Annotated in this window: 8 protein-coding genes; 2 read left to right on the top strand and 6 right to left on the bottom strand. The window is 73.4% G+C overall.

The window, feature by feature from the left end; translation table 11 throughout:
- Window positions 1-3: 3 nt before the first annotated feature.
- A complete protein-coding gene (locus ACH443_RS08910; RefSeq protein WP_430590092.1) occupies window positions 4-1,422 on the top strand; it encodes a ParB/RepB/Spo0J family partition protein in 1,419 nt (472 codons plus the stop codon).
- A 2,613-nt stretch (window positions 1,423-4,035) separates the two neighbouring features.
- On the opposite strand, the gene trxA is transcribed toward ACH443_RS08910, so the two are convergent.
- The 6 genes from trxA to ACH443_RS08880 form a co-directional block, all read right to left on the bottom strand.
- Complete coding sequence (trxA, locus tag ACH443_RS08905) at window positions 4,036-4,368, bottom strand: thioredoxin (protein WP_429762817.1); 333 nt, start codon at window positions 4,366-4,368, stop codon at window positions 4,036-4,038.
- 32 nt (window positions 4,369-4,400) lie between these two features.
- Entirely contained in the window at window positions 4,401-5,441 is a 1,041-nt protein-coding gene (trxB, locus tag ACH443_RS08900) for a thioredoxin-disulfide reductase (RefSeq protein WP_429762818.1), read from the bottom strand.
- A 107-nt stretch (window positions 5,442-5,548) separates the two neighbouring features.
- Window positions 5,549-7,477 carry a hypothetical protein gene (locus ACH443_RS08895; protein WP_430590091.1) on the bottom strand — a complete coding sequence of 643 codons (1,929 nt, stop codon included), beginning with the start codon at window positions 7,475-7,477 and terminating at the stop codon, window positions 5,549-5,551.
- A 148-nt stretch (window positions 7,478-7,625) separates the two neighbouring features.
- Entirely contained in the window at window positions 7,626-9,455 is a 1,830-nt protein-coding gene (gene murJ / locus ACH443_RS08890) for a murein biosynthesis integral membrane protein MurJ (protein ID WP_430590090.1), read from the bottom strand.
- The gene (locus tag ACH443_RS08885; RefSeq protein ID WP_430590089.1) at window positions 9,452-11,824 is read right to left on the bottom strand and encodes a DUF6049 family protein; all 2,373 of its coding nucleotides are present in this window, start codon (window positions 11,822-11,824) and stop codon (window positions 9,452-9,454) included. The genes murJ and ACH443_RS08885 overlap by 4 nt, the downstream gene beginning before the upstream one ends.
- A 10-nt stretch (window positions 11,825-11,834) precedes the next feature.
- Window positions 11,835-12,485 carry an NUDIX hydrolase gene (locus tag ACH443_RS08880; protein ID WP_429762822.1) on the bottom strand — a complete coding sequence of 217 codons (651 nt, stop codon included), beginning with the start codon at window positions 12,483-12,485 and terminating at the stop codon, window positions 11,835-11,837.
- A gap of 82 nt (window positions 12,486-12,567) precedes the next feature.
- Between ACH443_RS08880 and ACH443_RS08875 the strand changes: the two genes are divergently transcribed.
- Entirely contained in the window at window positions 12,568-14,070 is a 1,503-nt protein-coding gene (locus tag ACH443_RS08875) for a CCA tRNA nucleotidyltransferase (RefSeq protein WP_429762823.1), read from the top strand.
- Window positions 14,071-14,105: the final 35 nt, after the last annotated feature.

The raw sequence follows: 14,105 nt of genomic DNA, 5'->3' as shown, positions 1-14,105 counted from the left end.
GGCATGAGTCAGAAGAAGCGTGGTCTGGGTCGCGGGCTCGGCGCGCTGATCCCTTCCGGGCCGGAAGGTGATCGTCCGGTCGACGTCTTCTTCCCTGCGGGTGAGGGTCGTGACACGACCGAGAGCGGCAGTGCTGCCGCTCTCGGCTATGCCGAGCGTTCGGCAGCTGAGAATGGAGAGGACGGCGGGCGCGCTTCGCGACGGTCTGCGTCGTGGGACTCGGCGATCGCGGGTGGTCGTCTGAGTATCCGGACGGGCGGCGAGCCGCAGGTGAGGGCGCCCGGACCCGCAGGTTCTGCCGCTTCGGCCTCGGTCCTCACCGACGAGCCCGATGCTCCGACCGACGCCGGCGGCCCAGGTGCGGAGCGTGTCGCGGAGGAGTCCCTCGGCGCCGACGGCCTCTCGTTGGGCCTGATCACCAGCATCGAGTTCCCGGATGTCGACGAACCCGCTGATTCAACGGCCGCACACGGAGAGTCGGAAGCGGCAGCGCCCGCTGTGGAGTCGGCCGTGTCGGAGGCTGCGACGTCCCTGGATGTCGGGTCTGCAGACGACGTTTCACGTGAAACGGAGCTCAAGCCGGTGCCTGGGGCCCGGTTCGCTGAGCTCCCCGTGGAGTCGATCCGTCCCAACACCTGGCAGCCGCGGACCGTCTTCGACGACGGCGATCTCGACGAGCTGGTGGCGTCGATCTCGGAGATCGGTGTGCTCCAGCCGATCGTGGTTCGACCCGACGCCTCCGATCCCGAGCACTACGAGCTCATCATGGGGGAGCGGCGGTGGCGCGCCAGCCAGACTGCAGGACTCGAGACGATCCCTGCGATCGTCCGCGAGACCGACGACAGCGACATGTTGCGGGACGCGCTCCTGGAGAACCTTCACCGTGCGGCGCTGAATCCCTTGGAGGAGGCCGCCGCTTACCGGCAGCTGCTGGACGACTTCGGGTGCACTCATGAGGAGCTTGCATCGCGGATCGCCCGGTCGCGCCCGCAGATCTCGAACACGCTGCGTCTCCTGAAGCTGCCCCCGTTGGTGCAGCGACGGGTCGCCGCAGGTGTGCTTTCAGCCGGTCACGCGCGAGCTCTCCTCTCCCTCAGTGACGGCGCGGAGATCGAGCGACTTGCCCAGCGGATCGTGTCCGAGGGTCTCTCTGTGCGGGCTACGGAGGAGATCGTCACGCTGCTGACCAGCGGCGACACCGATTCACCGACGCGGCGCGCGCCGCGCGCGGGTCAGCGCAGCGAAGCGATGGACGAGCTCGCGACTCGGCTTGCTGACCGGTTCGAGACTCGCGTGAAGGTGAGCATCGGGAAGACGAAGGGGCGGCTCACTGTGGAGTTCGCCTCGGTCGAGGATCTGAACAGGATTCTGGGCGTGATGGCGCCCGAGGACCCTGGGCTCCTGCGTTCGGGACCTGTCTGACACTGGTTGCTATGGACGGGCATCGCTCCTCGGAGGAGCGATGCCCGTTCTGCGTGCCAGGGACGACCCAGAACCGCCAGCGGCGGCGACATAGCGCTCGGGTGAGTACCCGGCGAGTCGTCTGGTCCCACGCGCGCCGCATCGTGAGGTTCGGTGGCCTGTCGTGGCTCGTGGTCGGAGCCCGCCGGGATTCACGTTTCACGTGAAACGCGTGGGCGTCCCGGAGTCGGACGAGACCGAGGGTGTGGTCGAGGCAGGGAGCATCGCGAGGAGCCCAGGGTGTGGCCGCGCGGCAAGAAGGCCCGGGAGGCGCCCGGCGGGCGGGGCGCTCGAGGGAGCAGAGACGCAGCCGCGCACGTGAGGGCGAGGCGAGCGGTGTCGAGCCAGGAGCGGGGGGGGTGCCGCTGGCGGGGTGGTGGACGCACCGAAGGTCGGTCGCCGGACCTGCCTTGCCCTCCCAAGGGCACCGCGTGCTGTCTGGCGAAAGACAGGGCCAGAGTCAAGCGCGCGTCTCCTACCCGTAGGAATCGGGTGGGCGGCACGCCGGTTGTCGACTCATCTGGCTGGGCGCCGAAGCGGGTCATTGAGCGGCGACACACGCGCTGTGCACGGCGTGAGCGGGTGACGCCATTTCTGCCGGTCCCCGGCGTGCATGAGGCCGTCGATGGTCGGCGCGAAGGGAGAGGCAGGTCGGCGTCGGCACCTTCGATCGACAGCGCAGCTCGATCTCGACGGCGGGGTCGAGCGTCAGGGTGAGGCGCACGCGTGCGAGGTTCGCCAGGGCCGTTCCAGCGTGCGGAGCGTGGAGCGGCGGATGCACCGGGGTGCGTTGGCGGCGAGCCCAGGCACTTCGGTTCACGACCCGTTCCACGTGAAACATCGATCGGCACCGTACCCAGTGACCCCTGAGGCGACGCGACGCCCGTCACGCGAGAGCCGGCCGTCCCGTTTCACGTGAAACGGCGCGTGGTGTCGACGAGGCCACTTGCGGACGGCGTGTCCCAGATCCACATGGCGAGGGCGCGCCCGCCATCCACGACGGGGAGCGACCCAACGAGAGCGCAGGAGGACGACGCCCCGCGGCGCGCAACCGTCGCTGGCGCGGCCGGTACTGGATCGGGAGGCGAGGATGCGTCGTCCAGGGTAGCCAGGAGCCGCCATAGACCACGGCCACGGGGGCGGGGGAGGGGGGCGCCCGCCACCGAGCGCTGCCTGGTCCACACCAGAGACGGACGTGGCACCACCTCGATGGGGTGGCACCCTTGCTCAGGGTGGAGGGCAAGCCCGCCGCAGCATTGTGCCGAGGTGCCGAGGTAGCAGGGTCAGCGCTGAGGCACGCACTCTCGTCCCGGTGTCCCGGTGTCCCGGTGTCCCGGTGTCCCGGTGTCCCGGTGTCCCGGTGTCCCGGTGTCCCGGTGTCCGGTTCGCCGACTTTGGTGATCCCAGGGTCGCTGAGGACCGGACTGGTCGAACTCAGTGTGGTCTCGGTGCGAGGGTGCGGCGACGTCGACGACGCGGGGTATCGCGCCTTCGATGACGGCCAGGCCGAGGCCGGCATTGGTGCTGGGGGCACATCGCGGACTAGCTCGCCATCAGCCAGGCGCCTTGGATCGTCGCAGGTCACAGGCCTGTTTGCGCACTGAAGAGCGGATATCCACGGTGATCGGCGGCCCGACGTTCGGGCGCCGGGGTCCGAGGAGCGGGGCGGCGCGGGGCCATCGGAGAAGAGCGGGGAAGGCTCGTTCGCCTTGACCGGTCGAGGCGTCGAACGGTCGGAGAATCTCGAGGTCCGGGGCCCCGGGTCGGGACGGCGACATTCCACGGCCACACCGCGTGGAGGGGAGCGTGGACGAGCCAGCCCACGTGAAGTCCGGGCTTCGGCACGTCGCGCACGGTCCGAGGGGTAGCGACACTGGATCGGCCGGCCTCGCTGGGTCGCCCTTGACATCATGTGTGGAGGGCGGATCGAGAAGCCGTCGGGCGGGCGCGGACGCCCCGCCGAGCGGCTGATCCCGACACGCTGCCGGGACGCGGGCCGGAGTCGATCGTCGCGCGACGTGCCGCCATCGCCCGCCACCGCCCCCGCGAGGGCGATGGCCGGGGCGTACCGCGCCATCCGCCACTCTCAGGAGAATCGGAGCGACACGGTCACATCCGGCAAACCAGAACGCGCTCGCTCGGTCGGGCGCAGTCGAGGACTGTCGAGAGTAGACCTGTGCGCTGAGTGGCACGTCAGGTCGCACCCGGATGAGGTGCCGTCATGGGCCCGGGGGCGAGTGACGGGCCCTTGCCGCGGGTCGACCTCACGCTCGACCACGGTGCACGGTGCACGGTGCACGGTGCACGGTGCACGGTGCACGGTGCACGGTGCACGGCGCCGCGGGCCAACGGCACCGGTGACGAACGGGATGCTCACCGTGCCGAAGGGCGCAGTGCGACGGACTTCCGTGGCGTGACCCACGGGGAAACCTTGTCGTTCGGCACGGCGGAGGTGCGGAGGACCGATACCGGACCGGCGAGGCCTCCTGCGCGGTACCCGCGGGCTCTGTCAGCCGGGCATGACGAAGGCCGCGGGCGTTTCACGTGAAACACCAGCGGCCTTCGCGGAGGAGATCAGGCGCTCGGCGCGAGCACCGCCTCGATCTCTTCCTGCAGGGCGCGCTTCGGCCGGGCGCCGATCACGGACTTCACGAGCTCGCCGCCGGAATAGACGTTGAGCGTCGGGATCGAGGTGATGCCGTAGGCCATCGTGGTGGCCTGGTTGGCGTCGGTGTCCAGCTTCACGATCTTGATCTTGCCCTCGTACTCGTCCGAGAGCTCCTCGAGGATCGGGGCCACCATGCGGCAGGGGCCGCACCAGGTCGCCCAGAAGTCGACGAGAACAGGGACGTCGGACTCGAGAACCTCGGCCTTGAACGTGTCGTCGGTGACGGCGACGGTAGCCATGTGTCGCTCCTTAGGGATCGGTGGAGAAAAGGTCAGCCGGCGAGCGCGGCGGGGAGCCCGTCCGGGTTGGGCGCGGCCGGGGTGCCGGCGAGGGACTGCTCGCCCTCGGCGTCGGCCACCTCGGTGAGGTACGACTGCGCGTCGAGCGCGGCGGCGCAGCCGGACCCGGCGGCGGTGATCGCCTGCCGGTAGGTGTGGTCCACCGCGTCGCCGCAGGCGAAGACGCCCGGCAGGTTGGTGCGGGTGGAACGGCCCTCGACGAGGATGTAGCCCTCGTCGTCCAGGTCGATCTGCCCCTTGACCAGGTCGGTACGGGGGTCGTGACCGATCGCGACGAACAGGCCGGTGGTGTCGAGCTCGCGCTCCTCACCGGTGACGGTGTCGCGCAGCGTCAGCCCGGTGACCTTGTCCTCACCGGAGATGCCGGCGACCTCGCTGTTCCAGGCGAATTCGATCTTCGGGTCGGCCTGGGCGCGGTCGGCCATGATCTTCGAGGCGCGGAGCGAGTCGCGGCGGTGCACGATCGTCACCTTGGACGCGAAGCGCGTGAGGAAGGTCGCCTCCTCCATCGCGGAGTCGCCACCGCCGACGACGGCGATGTGCTGGTCGCGGAAGAAGAACCCGTCGCAGGTGGCGCACCACGAGACGCCGCGGCCGGAGAGCTGCTTCTCCTCGGGCAGGCCGAGCTCGCGGTACGCGGAGCCGGTCGCGAGGATCACGGCACGGGCCTTGAAGGTCTCGCCGCCGCCGGTGACGACCGTCTTGATGTCGCCGGCGAGCTCGACCTGCTCGGCGTCGTCCCAGAGCACGCGCGCGCCGAACTTCTCGGCCTGCTCGCGCATCGCCTCCATGAGGTCAGGACCCTGGATGCCGGTGGGGAAGCCGGGGAAGTTCTCCACCTCGGTGGTGTTCATGAGCGCGCCACCCGCGGTGACGGAGCCAGCGATGACCACGGGCGCCAGACCAGCCCGCGCGGCGTAGACGGCCGCGGTGTAGCCCGCCGGGCCCGAACCCACGATGACGATGTCGTGCACGGTGGCCTCACCGGTGGTGTTGGTCGGCTGATCGGTCACGTTCTCTCCTGCTCGTCTGGTGGTCTTTCGCGTCCTGAGGCGCCATCGCCCTCAACATCCCGAGGGGGTGTGGTGTTCCCGGGCGACGGGTCGTCGCCCGGGAACGGTCACGAGAGGACGATCTCGTTGAGCTCCAGGTAGTACTTGTCCCGGGTCTGCGGGAGCTCGGTGACCCAGATGACGAAGGAGTCGGCGACGGTCTCCTCCTTGAGGTCGAGCGTCGTCTCCGAGCTGAACGACCCCTCGGCGAGCACCGGGCCGTCGGTCGGCTTGTCCCGCGAGGTCGCGCGGACCTCGACGTGGCCACCCTCGGAGTTGGTGTTCAGCGTGATCGACGTGACCGGTGCCGGCTCCTCGAGCTCGATGACGTAGCCGAGGCCGCTGCGCAGCCCGGCGAAGTCCGGACCGTTGAACCACTGGGTGTACCAGAACGTCGACGGGTCGCCGTCGTAGGCGAGGTCCACCGCCTCGGGGTGCTGGCCGTCGCCCTCGGGGTCGAGCTGGTCGCCCGACGAGATGACGGGCCGGACCTCGGGGGTCTCCGACGGTTCACTGGACTCGTCGTCCGTGGGCTCCTCGGCCGCGGCGCCGCCGCCCGCGTCCTCGCTGGCGACCGGGCTCTCCGCCACGGGCGGCGGCGACGGCGACATCACCTTGGAGACGGCCCACAGGGCGCCCGCGAGCACGAGCACGACGACGAGCCCGAGCACGATCGGCGTCGGGTTCACGCCGCGACGCTTGGGCGCCGGCGACGACGCGAAGCCGCCGGTGTCCGTGCGGGGCTCGCCGCCCCCTGGCGGCGGAGGCACGGGGGCGTGCGCGGTCTGCTGCTGGACCGGGGCGCCCTGTGCGGTGGGGTAGGCCTGGCTGCCGTAGGCGGCCGCGGGGGCGGCGCCGTACGCCGCTGTGGGCTGCTGCGCGGGGGCGGGCTGCTGCTGGACGGGGGCCATCGCAGCCGTCGCCTGCACGGGCGGCACGGGAGCCTGAGCCGCGGTGGCCGCGGCCGGCGGGATCGCCTGCGTGGACTGCGGTGCCGCGACGCCGGCCGCCGCACCGGCGGCACCGCCGACGGCGGCGGAGCGGGCGATGCGACCGCTGGCCGGCCGGCGGACGGGCGGGGCGGGCGGCGGCGTCCCCGGCAGGGCGGCACCCGCCCCGACCGCGCCCATGACGGAGGAGCGCACCGGCGGCTCGGTCGACGGCTGCACGAACTGCGGGAGCGCCGCGACGACGGAGACCTCGCCCCACGGCGCCAGTGCGGCGACGACGTCGCCGGGCGTGGTGGGTGCGTCGGGAGAGTCGGAGCCGAAGGTCCGCCGCACCAGGGAGTCGAGCTCGGCGTCGACGTGCGGCACCAGCGTCGACACCGGGACGACGCCGCGCTCGTCGCGCTGCGCGGGCAGCGGGCGCACGGCGTCAGGGGCGATCCACGGCTCGTCGAGCGAGTCGCCCGGCCAGCGGGCGGTGAGCGCGTAGTAGGCGAGGGCGACGAGGTCGCGGGCGTCCGCGGCGGCCGCGCCGGCGCCCGTGATGTGATCTCGCCCGCCGTCGACCCCGGCGAGCGCGGCGTCGATGCCGAGCCCGGTGACGACGACGCGGTGGCCGTCGATCCGTACGGCCTCGGGGCGCAGCGCCAGATGGTGCACGCCGCGCTGCCCGGCGGCCTCGAGCGCCGCGGCAGCCTCGCCGACGACGGCACGCGCCTGCTGGGCGTCGACCAGGCCGCCGGAGACGACCTCCGTGAGGGACGACCCCCGGTACGGCTCGGAGATGATGTAGCTGCGCTGGCCCGTGCCGAGGTCGGTGCTGCCGACGTCGAGCACGCGGGAGAGCCGCGGGTCGGCGACGAGGGCGGCCCGGCGCGCGGCGTCGAGCGCTGCGGACGCGTACGGGCCGTCGACGAACGTCACCCGGACGGGACGGTCCAGGATCTGGTCGTGCGCTTCCCACGACTCGGCTGCGGCGAGGTCGGTGGCCGCGAGCTGCACGAGCCGATAGCGATCGACCATGACGGTCCCGGGATGGGCGGTGCTCACCTGTGCTCCTCGGTGGGGGTGCGGGGGGAGAGGGTCCTCCGGTCCATCGGACCATGGTACGGGCGGGCCGGTGCCCGCGAGGTCGCGCCTGGCGGGCGTGCCCGCAGGGCCCTCACGGAACCCCCGCGAGCCGGGCACGCGACCGTCGTCATCGCTTGAGCCGCCGAAGGACGGGGGCCAGCGCGTCGTCGAGCTCGCGCACGTGCAGGACCTTCAGTGCGAGCACGTAGCCGACCACCATCACGATCCCTGCGACGGCCGTGACCAGCACGGAGTGGCCCCACGACGTGACGTCGTAGCCGTCGAGGAGGCGGACGGTCAGCCACCCCAGGAGGGCGGCGATCAGTGCGCCGACCAGGGCGCGGACATAGAGCTTGAGGACGCGCCGGCCGTCCATGCCCTGGAGCTTGCGGCGCATGCCGCGCACGCGCAGCAGCAGCGAGATCCACGTCGACAGCGCGTACGCCCCGCCGGCGGCGACGGCCCACCACTGGGGCGGCAGCACGCGGGTCGCGCCCCACAGGACGACGACCATCGAGACGGTCGCGATGACCTGGATGCCGAAGATCGAGCGGCCGTCCTCGAACGCGAAGTACATGCGGCGGACCAGCACCGTCGCCCCGAGGGCGACGATGCCGATCGACATCGCCTGGATGATCGGCGCGACGGCGCCGACCCCTTCCGCGTCGAGCGACGGCAGCAGGGACGCCGTGAGCGGGACGGCGAGGACGATGAGCGCGACGGCGGAGAACACCGAGAAGACGCCCGCGGACCGCATGCCGAGCGACATGTCGCGGCGCACTCCGGGGAGATCGCCGGCCTGGACGGCCGCCGTCATGCGGGGGAACAGGACCGTGACGATGGAGACGACCACCAGGGAGTGGGGCAGCAGGTAGATCGTCATCGCGTTGGTGTACGCGGCGTTGCCGGCGAACACCTCGTCGAGGTCCGTGCCGGTCTGTCCGGCGGCGCCGAGGACGTTGGTGAGGAACAGGACGCCGACCTGCTCCAGGGCGACGGCGCCGATGGTCCAGCCGACGACCGTCCCGGCAGCACGGAGCCCGATGCCCCGCAGGCCGAGGCGGAACCGCCACTGGAAGCCGGTGCGTCGCAGTGCGAACACGAGCACCAGGGCCTGGGCTGCGATACCCAGGGTCGCCGTGCCGGCGAGCACCGCCGTCTGCGCCGTCGACCAGGTCGACAGGTCGGAGATGCCGCGGGACGGGGCGGTGCCCCACATGGCGATGAAAGCCCCGAAGCCGATCAGGGAGACGATGTTGTTCGCGACCGGGGCGACGCCGTAGGCGCCGAAGCGTCCCTGCGCGTTGAGCACCTGACCGAGCAGCATGTACAGGCCGTAGAAGAAGACCTGGGGGATGCACCAGTACGCGAAGACGACGGCGAGGTGGCGCGCGTCGGCGTCCCAGGCACCGCTGAGCGTCGAGAGCCAGATGATGAGCGGGGCAGCGACGACCAGCACCGCCGTGAGCAGCAGCAGCCCGAGGCCGGAGAGGGTGAGGAGCTTGTCGAGCCGCTCGCGGGCGTTGTGGGCGTTCATCGCCCGCAGGATCTGCGGGATGAGCACGGCCTGGAGGACGCCGGCCGAGATGAGCGCGAACAGCATGTTCGGGAGCTTGTTCGCGATGTCGAACGCGTTGGCGACCGTACCGACGGCGCCGACGCACGCGACCAGCAGCATCGCGCGGATCAGCCCGGAGGCACGGGACGCGACGGTCCCCAGCGTCATCACGACCGAGCCGCGGCCCAGGCTGGTGCGCCGCACGCCACCGGCGGCGCCTCCTTCGGCGCTGCCGGCGCTGTCGGTGCCGTCGTCCTGACCGGCGCGGGCACCGCCGGGGTCGCCGACCGGGTGCCAGCTCGCCCCGGGTGCGCCGGTCGGGCTCGCGGGGTCGGTCGCGTCGCCCTCGCCGGGCAGGTCGGGCCGGCCGTCGTCAGGGAAGGCGGACGTCGAAGTCATGAGGGGTCGGTCTCCGTGGCCTGGGCGGGCGGCGTGCGGGCGGCAGGGATGCCGCCGCCGCCCGGGTCGGTCGGGTCGTCGTCGTGCGGGTCGCGTGGCGGACTGTCGTCGGGTGCGGCGGCGTCGGGGCCCTGGGGGTCGGCGGCGGCGTCCGCGACGCCCTCGTCGGTGGTCCGCGCCGAGGACCGCCCCCGACGCACCGTACGCCAGATGCCCCCGATGAAGAGGAGGGCGACCAGGGCGGCGACGACGGCGGTGCCCGCGGTCTCCCAGCCGGCGCGGACGCGGAGGGAGAAGCTCGTGGGCCCCGCGACGACCGTGCCGCTCGGTGCGAGCACCTCGACCTGCACGGTGACGTCGCCGGAGCCGATGGCGCGCACGGGGACGTGCACGTTGGACGACGTGCCGGCGGGCACGACGACGGTCGGCCGAGACTCGACGACCAGCCGGGACGCGTCGGGCCGGAGCACCACCGTGACCGTGGCGTCCACGGGCAGGTCGTTGGAGACGGTGACGGGCAGCCTGCCGGTGTCGCTGACGAGCGTGACGTTGGACCGGTCCGCGACGCCGATGCCCCGCTGGAGGGCCTCGGACTGCTCCACGGCGAGGTCGACGGCGTTGTCGCGGGCGTCGGGTTCGGTGCGGGCGGCGACGGCGAGGGGGGCGACGAGCGCCTGGTCGGTGTCGCCGCTCAGCTCGACGGGGTCGCTGGCCACGGTGGAGAACGCGGCGAGGTCGCGGTGGGAGTCGAGGAGCCGGCGGACGGAGGAGGGCGCCAGCTCGCCCTTGGACCGACCGGCCCGCTCGCCTCGTGCGGGGTCGGCGCGCGGCGCGCGGGAGGCGGGGGCGGCGACGGTCTCGGACAGCGGCACGACGTCGGCCCACGACGCGTCGTGGAGGTCGCCGAGCACCGTGCCCACCAGGGCCGGGTCGGGCGACCAGCTCCGCGGGAGCGCGGCGAGCAGGTGCAGGTCCTGCTGCCCGGAGTCCTGCTGCTGGAGCGCGACGAGCGCGGCGTCGGCGAGCACGCGGGCGGACGCCTCGGCGGCCGACGGGGCGTCGTCACCGTCGGTGAGGGCGGCGAACGCCGACGACAGTCCCTCGTCGGCGACCAGCGCGGACACCTTGCCCGACGGCGTCTCGACGGCGGTGCGGGCTGAGGCGGCGGCCCCGTCGGCGGGCGCGAGCCCGTCGGCCACCACCACCTGGTCGACGGGCGCTTCGCGTCCGGCGGCGAGGGTGGCGGCGTCGGGCCGACCCTCCGGCCAGGCGACGGTGAGGTCCCAGCCCTCGGGCCGCTGCCAGGCCGCCCCGAGCGCGGCCTCCCCGCCGGTCGCGGCCGCGACGTCCGCCCGGGACGGGTCGGCGTGCGCGACCGCCGCGAGGTCGGGGTCGTAGCCGGGCAGGACGGCGACGTCGGCGGGCTCGCCGGTCGCCGCGGCGCCGGCGGTGCCTGCGGTGCTCGCCAGGCTCGCCGAGGTGCCCGCGTCGGTGGCGTCGGTGGCGTCGGCGTCGCCCGTGACCGGCGCACCCGTGAGCCGGGTCGCCCACGCCCGGGCGTCGTCGTCGTCCGCCCCGGCCGCGGCCGACACGAGGGCCGGGTCGACGGCGAGCGACATGCCGGGAGACGTGCCGGTGACCGACGCGGCGTCGAGCAGGCGGTTCAGCCGTCCACCGGTCGCGGTCGCCGTGCCGAGCTCCAGGTCGTAGCCGTCCGGGTCCAGCGGGTCGACGGCCGGGCCTGTGACAGGGGCGGCGACGCTCACCGAGACCGGGTCCGGCGCGTCGCCCTCCGGCGCGAACAGGAGGAAGGTGTGGACGACGTCGAGCGTGGACCCGCCGCGGGTGAGCGCGACGGACATCTCCCGGGGCCCCCAGGGGTTCTCCGCGCTGAGGCCGAGGGTGTCGACGTCGAGCTCCATCGTGACCTGCGCGCTGTCCCCGGGCGCGAGGCGGTCGACGGGCTCGGCATCCTGGCGCAGCCCTGCGGTGCTGGTGCCGTCGTCGTCGGCCCAGGCAGCCAGGTCCTCGCGCGAGGTGACCGGGCGCCACGAGACGCCGAGGTCGAGCTGGGTGCCGTCGAGCGCCGCGTCGGTGCCGTTGGTGACCCGGAGGACGAGCGTCACGGTGGAGCCCGGGGAGGCGAGCGTGGGCGCGGAGCTCACGAGCTCGACCGTCGCCTTCCCGTCGCGGGCGGCGGGCAGGAGGGACGGCGAGGTGACGGCCGACGCCGACGCGCCGGGCAGCGCGACGAGCGCACCTGCCAGGAGCAGCCCGGCGAGCAGCGTCAGCGCCGTGACGAGGCGGGCCGCCCGGGCGGGCGGGGGCGCGGGTGCGGCTCCGGCACCCGAGGGTCGGGACGTGGTCACGCGGCGGGCCTCACTCGACCGCTCCGAGACCGGGGTGCCCGAGCACCTCGGGCGTGCGGCGCAGCACCTGCTGCGCGACGACGGCGAGCCGCTGCTCGTTGGGGTAGGAGAGCCGCTCCGTCAGCTGCTCGACCGGGACCCAGAGGGCGTCCTCCGCCTCGCCGTCGGGGTCGCCCTCCGCGGTGATGGTGCCGCCCTCCGCGCGCAGGAGGAAGTGGTGCACCACTTTGTGGACGCGGTGGTCCTCTCCGCTGAACCAGTAGTCGATGACGCCCAGGCGGGTGCGGATCGTGCCGAGGATGCCCGTCTCCTCGTGGATCTCGCGGACGGCCGCCTGCTCCGGCGTCTCCTCGCCCTCGAGGTGCCCCTTGGGCAGGCACCACTCGAGGCGCCCGCCGCGGTTGCGCCGCACGATGACGGCGGCCTCGGGACCGGCGGCGGCGACCTGGACGACGAGCCCGCCCGCCGACGTCTCCTCGTTGACCGGCAGGTGCGTCGTCGTGCCCGACGGGGCGACGCCCACGACGGCGGGCGTCGCGGTGCCGCGCGGCCCAGCGAGGCGCGCGGGGTCGACCTTGAGGGGGTGTCCTCCCGGTGGCACGGGGACCGGCGCGGCCGGGCGCCGGCGCCGCGGGCCGGGAACCGGGGCCGGGGATGACATGCGCCCACCCTACCGAGTGGAGACACCCCGCCGGCCCAGCCGCCGGGGCGCCGACGCGCGGGATCTGGGAGGATGGGACGCCGTGTCGACCCCTGAACCCCAGGCCCCTGCCGCGCTGCTGCGCCGCGCCCTCGCCGTGCTGACCGAGATGGCCCCCGCGGCCGTCGAGCTGGGCGAGGTGTTCCGCGCCGCCGGGCACGAGCTCGCGCTGGTCGGCGGGCCCGTCCGGGACGCCTTCCTCGGCCGCGCCAGCAACGACCTGGACTTCGCGACGTCGGCCTCGCCCGACGAGACGCAGGCCCTGCTGGCCCGCTGGGGCGACGCCCACTGGGACATCGGCAAGGAGTTCGGCACGATCGGCGCGCGGCGGTTCGCGCGCACCGGGGGCGGGTCGGGCCCCGGGACCGCGGCCGCGACGGGCGACGTCGTCGTCGAGGTCACCACGTACCGCAGCGACGAGTACGACCCTGCCTCGCGCAAGCCCGTCGTCGCCTTCGGGGACACGCTCGACGGCGACCTGTCGCGGCGCGACTTCACGGTGAACGCGATGGCGGTGCGGCTGCCGGACCTCACGTTCGTCGACCCGTTCGACGGGCTGTCCGACCTGGCCCGCGGCGTGCTGCGCACCCCCATCGCGCCGGAGCGGTCGTTCGACGACGACCCGCTGCGCATGATGCGCGCGGCGCGGTTCGCCGGCCAGCTCGGCTTCGACGTCGAGCCCGCGACCCGGCAGGCGATCGTCGACATGGCTGGCCGGATCGACATCGTCTCCGCCGAGCGGGTGCAGGCGGAGATCTCCAAGCTGCTGCTGAGCGACCGACCCCGCGCCGGCCTCGAGGTGCTGGTCGACACCGGCCTGGCCGACCACGTGCTGCCCGAGCTGCCCGCGCTGCGGCTGGAGATCGACGAGCACCACCGCCACAAGGACGTCTACCAGCACTCGCTCACGGTGCTGGAGCAGGCGATCGCGCAGGAGACCGGGCCGGACGGCCCCGTGCCCGCGCCCGACCTGGTGCTGCGGCTCGCCTCGCTGCTCCACGACGTCGGCAAGCCGGCCACGCGACGCTTCGAGCCGGGCGGGGGCGTGAGCTTCCACCACCACGAGGTCGTCGGCGCCAAGCTGGTGGCCAAGCGGCTGCGCGCCCTGAAGTACGAGAAGCAGGTGGTCAAGGACGTCGCTCGCCTGGTGGAGCTGCACCTGCGCTTCCACGGCTACGGCGAGGGGCAGTGGACGGACTCGGCGGTGCGTCGCTACGTCACCGACGCCGGCCCGCTGCTGGAGCGGCTGCACCGGCTCACGCGCGCCGACTCCACCACGAGGAACAAGCGCAAGGCGCAGCGACTCGCCGACTCGTACACCGACCTCGAGCACCGCATCGCCGCCCTGCGCGAGCAGGAGGAGATCGACGCGATCCGCCCGGACCTGGACGGCTCGCAGATCATGGCGATCCTCGGCATCGCGCCCGGGCCCGCCGTCGGGCAGGCGTACAAGCACCTGCTCGCGCTGCGGATGGAGCACGGCCCGCTCGGCGCGGAGCGCGCGGAGCAGGAGCTGCGCGCCTGGTGGGCGGCCCGCGAGGCCTGACCGACCCTCCCTCGGGGGACGGCCGCGGGTCTATC

It is taken from the genome of Isoptericola sp. NPDC019571 (assembly GCF_044389385.1).
GTDB classification, from domain to species: Bacteria; Actinomycetota; Actinomycetes; order Actinomycetales; family Cellulomonadaceae; genus Isoptericola; species Isoptericola nanjingensis.
This window is presented reverse-complemented; position numbering and strand designations above follow the sequence as displayed.

What these genes read in the sequence shown, in the direction of transcription:
- trxA (WP_429762817.1), bottom strand. Translation starts at nt 4,368, where the DNA reads ATGGCTACCGTCGCCGTCACCGACGACACGTTCAAGGCCGAGGTTCTC.
- ACH443_RS08910 (WP_430590092.1), top strand. Translation starts at nt 4, where the DNA reads ATGAGTCAGAAGAAGCGTGGTCTGGGTCGCGGGCTCGGCGCGCTGATC.
- ACH443_RS08880 (WP_429762822.1), bottom strand. Translation starts at nt 12,485, where the DNA reads ATGTCATCCCCGGCCCCGGTTCCCGGCCCGCGGCGCCGGCGCCCGGCC.
- murJ (WP_430590090.1), bottom strand. Translation starts at nt 9,455, where the DNA reads ATGACTTCGACGTCCGCCTTCCCTGACGACGGCCGGCCCGACCTGCCC.